The sequence below is a fragment of the Actinoplanes sp. NPDC051633 genome (genome assembly GCF_040681735.1).
Lineage (GTDB): Bacteria > Actinomycetota > Actinomycetes > Mycobacteriales > Micromonosporaceae > Actinoplanes.
In genome coordinates, this window is record NZ_JBFAZH010000724.1 from 1 (window position 1) to 4,028 (window position 4,028).

A 4,028-nucleotide genomic window follows, 5' to 3' on the forward strand; every position below is an offset into this window, starting at 1 on the left:
GGGCGGTCAACCCGGACGCGTCGGGGACCGGGCGGACGAAGGTCGCGCCGCCGTAGTTCCCGTCGCGGGCCGAGGCGATACCGTCCAGGCCGGGCATCGCGTGCCGGCCGATCTGCAGCGGCTCGTACCCGCTGGGCACGTATCCCACCGTGAACGGCAGCGTGGCGGGCCTCGGTGCGCTCGGCTTCAGGCCGGCCACCAGCTCGCTCAGGCCCTCGAAGGACGGGTCCTCCGCGTCGTTCGAGATCGACGTCACGACCGCCCAGGCGTTGGCGGCGTACTCCCAGGCGAACAGCTTGTTGCCCGGGTCGGGAGCGTTCTCCGGGTCCAGGCCGGTCGGCAGCGTCGCCCGCACCGCCTTGTGCCCGTCCACGGTCAGCGACCTGCCGCCCTTGATACCCTTGGCGTCGAAAGCACCCGGCCGGTAGACGGTCAGGTAGGCGTACAGCGTCGGTTCCGGCTTGGCCGTCTTCTTCTGCTCGAGCATCTTGTCGAGGTCCATCTCCGGAACCTCGTCCCCCGACACCGACTTGTCGTTGGAGGTGCGGCCGTCCTCATAGACCGAGGCGATCTGGTACGCGGTGGAGGCCACGATCGGGTTCTGCACGTGGAACTTGCCCGCGTCGTAGCCCTGGAAGGTGAACGTGAACGGCGGCGCGTCGGTCCACTGTGCACCGGCTCCCTTGGACCCCGCGCCGGCCACGGCCGACTGGGCGCCGGAACCCTGGCCCGCCGTGGAGCCCTGCTCGGCGCCGATCGACGGCAGCACGAAGGCGCCGGCCACCGCGACGACGACCAGGCCGGCCGCCCCGGCCGACGCGAAACCCGCCCGGCGGCGCCGCTCGGCCCGCCGGCCCGCCGCGACGATGTCGTCGGCGGTGTGCACCATCGGCGGCTCGTCGGCCGTCACGGCGTCCACGAATTCATGCAACTGCATTGGTCCACTCCTCCATCGGCTCCCCGGTGAGTTTGATGCGTTCGGCGCCCAGCAACTCGCGAAGCTTGGCCAGGCCACGCGAGGCCTGGCTCTTCGCGGTCCCCACGTTGCAGTTCAGGACCCCGGCGGTGTCCTCCAGGCTCAGGCCCAGGTAGTGCCGCAGGATCACGGCGGCCCGCTGGCGGGCGGGCACCGCGGCGAGCGCGGCCTTGAGCCGGAGTCGCTCGTCGGCCATGCCGGCCGGATCCCTCAGCGCGACCTCCGGCATGGCGTCGCCGGCCGACCGCTCACGCCGCCAGGGACGGCGCGTCTCGTCGATCGCGGCCCGGTACACCATCGTCTTGGCGTACAGATCGGGCCGCTCCAGCTTTCGCCAGCGCGGGTAGAGCTTGACCAGGGCGTTGGCCACGGCGTCCTCGGCCGCGTGCCAGTCCCCGCAGGTCATGTACGCCAGCTTGCGAAGCGACCCCATCTGGGACGTCACGAACTCGCGGAACGCCTGCTCGTCTTCGGCTTTCAAATCGGCTGCCTCCTTGTGACGGAGGTGGAACGGTGGCGCCCGCCCCGCGGGTTGCACGACGCGGCGAAGTAGTCACCGGGTGACTGTCCGCTGATCCGATCCGCTAGCCGGGCTTGATGGAGGCGAGCTGCACCAGAAGCAGGATCAGGCGGTACGCCTCGTCGAAGCCGGCCGCCGTGAAGCCGACCGTCCGGGCGCCCGCGCCGCGGGACATGCCGGGCACCAGCGTGGCCAGGTCGACCGAGTACGGGCCGTAGAGGTCGACCTCGACCTCGATCGGGCCGGGGAGCACGAAGGGCGGCACCCGATCGTGCCGCGCGGTGGCTTCGGCGGAGGCCCGGCGGAGGCGTTCGCGGGCCTCACCGGGGTGCAGGGCCACGGCGGCCGACTGGCCGATGGCCAGTTTCACCTGCACCGTGGTGGCCGCGGGCACCAGGTCGCGCAACTCCGCGCAGGCGGTGTCGTCGCCGCTGAGCAAGGCGACGGGGGCGCCGAAGTGACCGGCCAGCGCGGCGTTGAGGCCGATCTCGCCGAAGGAGCGGCCGGCGATCCGGACGTCGAGGATGGCATCGCTGAAGGTGTGCGCCAGCACGGCAGGGCCGGAACCGGCGCGACCGTGGTAGCCGACGAGGAAGACGGCATCGGTGCGTTCGTCGAGGCCCTGCAGCATGCCCCACGGGCGCGGCTTGCCCCGCACCAGCAGCGCACGGCGGTCGAGGTCCTCCGGCAGCAGGTTCCGGAAGGTGCCGTGGGCGTCGGCCACCCGGATCTCGGCCGCGGGGTCGGCGTCCAGCACGCCGGCGATGGCGGCGTTCACCTCGGCGGTCATCAGCGCGCGCCCGCGTTCGTAGTCGTAGCCCTCGGGGTTGGTCTCGATGGGATGCACGATCCCCGAGACGCCCTCCAAGTCGGCAGAGATCAGCACTCGCATGGGCGCGAGTCTAGGGCGGCCCGCCGATCAGGCGTGATCGTCGTCGTCGGCCGGGGTGCGCTCCAGAAACGGGGCCAGCAGGCCGGGCACCGCTGCGTCGGCTGCCTCCAGGCCGGTGCCGGTGCCCACGTCGCGGATGGCGTAGGCGCCGGCACCCGCGGCCGTGGTCGCGAGCACGGTGGAGAGCCCTGCCCGGCGCTGGAAGAACGACTGGCGCACCGTCCAGCCGACGATGCCCCGGCGCTGCAGGGCCACGGTCGAACGGCGTACGGTGCCGCTGCGCGCCACCAGATACTCCCCCGTGATGCCGTGCCCGAGGCTGCGGTAGGCGTCCAGGGCGAGCGCCACGGCCAGCGGCACCGCGACCACCGCCGTCATCCACGCGAGGTGCAGCAGCACGTCGGTGAGCAGCAGGCCGAGCACGATCAGGGGAAGCTCACCGGCCACCACGCCGGCCAGCGCCCAGCGCAACCGGCGGCCACGCGCGGCGACGGGATGAGGCGACAGCCGCACGGCCTCGGTCGGCGAGACCGGCTCGCGCAGCACGTCGGCGGCGACCCGATGCGCCACCGCGCCGGGCGCGGCCGGCAGCAGCGTCCGATGCTGCGCCTTGTCCTTGTCGGCCCCGACCGCCATGCCGGTGGCCACCGCATCCACCCGGGCCGCCCCGGCCAGCCGGCTGCCCAGCGGCTCGACGAGGTCGACGCCGCGCAGCCGGTCCTCCTCGATCGAGATGGATCGGGTGGTCAGCAGCCCGCGGCGCACCCGCAGCGTGCCACCGGGCTCGCGATCGAGACGGTAGCCCCACCACATCTCCACCCACAGGCCCAGCGCCCCGAGCACGCCGGCGACCAGCACCACCGCGACCACCACGGCGATCGCGCCGAGCAGGCCCAGCCCCACGAGCAGGTCGACCGCCCACTCGACGACGCCGCCGGCCCGGCCGACCCAGTCGGCCAGGTTCAGCCCGGCACCGATCGCGGCGGCGCCCAGCGCGGGCGCGATGAACGACAGCGGCGCGTACCGGATCCACGCCGGGTCGAGCACGGCCAGCGAGCCCTCGGCGGTCTCGGCGCGGGCCCGGGCGAGCAGGACGCGGCGCAGCTCCTCGCCGGTGGCACGGGCCACCGGCCGCAGCCGGACGGTGCCCTCGCCTTTGTGCTCGCCGGTGCCGATCCGCACCGCCACCAGACCGAACACCCGCAGGAGTGGATCGGCGGTGACGTCGACCGTGCGGATCCGGTCGCGTTGCAGGGAGCGCCGGGTGCGGATCAGCAGGCCGGTGTGCACCTCGACGCGTTCCGCGCCGACCCGGTACCGGGTGAACCGCAGGCGCACCCACTCCGCGGCCACGCCGATCAGCACCACGGCGATCGCTCCGGGCAGCGTCCAGCCCAGCGCGACGCCCACCGAGATGTCCGACAGGCCGACCGCCGTCGGGACCCCGGCCAGCACCGCGACCCCGGTCATGAACAGCGTGGCGACCGCCAGGCACCGCCGGTCGAGCGCGCGCCACTCGTCGCTCATGTGGCGTCACCCGGCACGGCCTGCGTGGTCAGGGTGAGCTGCTCGGCGATGTCCGACGCGACGGCGTGGTCGAGGCCGGGCATGGTGACCGCGCCCCGGGCCGACGCGGTCGT

The 4,028-nt window shown here is 73.6% G+C and carries 4 protein-coding genes; all 4 read right to left on the bottom strand.

Translation table 11 applies throughout. The annotated features are described in order from the left end of the window. Window positions 1-937: hypothetical protein (locus AB0M20_RS30640; RefSeq protein WP_364303803.1), on the bottom strand; the 937-nt coding region annotated here is incomplete at its 3' end. Then, window positions 924-1,457 (bottom strand): SigE family RNA polymerase sigma factor, encoded by a 534-nt coding sequence (locus tag AB0M20_RS30645; protein WP_364303804.1) that lies wholly within the window; start codon window positions 1,455-1,457, stop codon window positions 924-926. The genes AB0M20_RS30645 and AB0M20_RS30640, both read right to left, overlap by 14 nt. A 103-nt stretch (window positions 1,458-1,560) precedes the next feature. Then, window positions 1,561-2,388: a M55 family metallopeptidase gene (locus tag AB0M20_RS30650; protein ID WP_364303806.1), complete on the bottom strand. Its 828-nt coding sequence runs from the start codon at window positions 2,386-2,388 to the stop codon at window positions 1,561-1,563. A gap of 27 nt (window positions 2,389-2,415) precedes the next feature. Then, entirely contained in the window at window positions 2,416-3,915 is a 1,500-nt protein-coding gene (locus tag AB0M20_RS30655) for a PH domain-containing protein (protein WP_364303807.1), read from the bottom strand. Window positions 3,916-4,028: the final 113 nt, after the last annotated feature.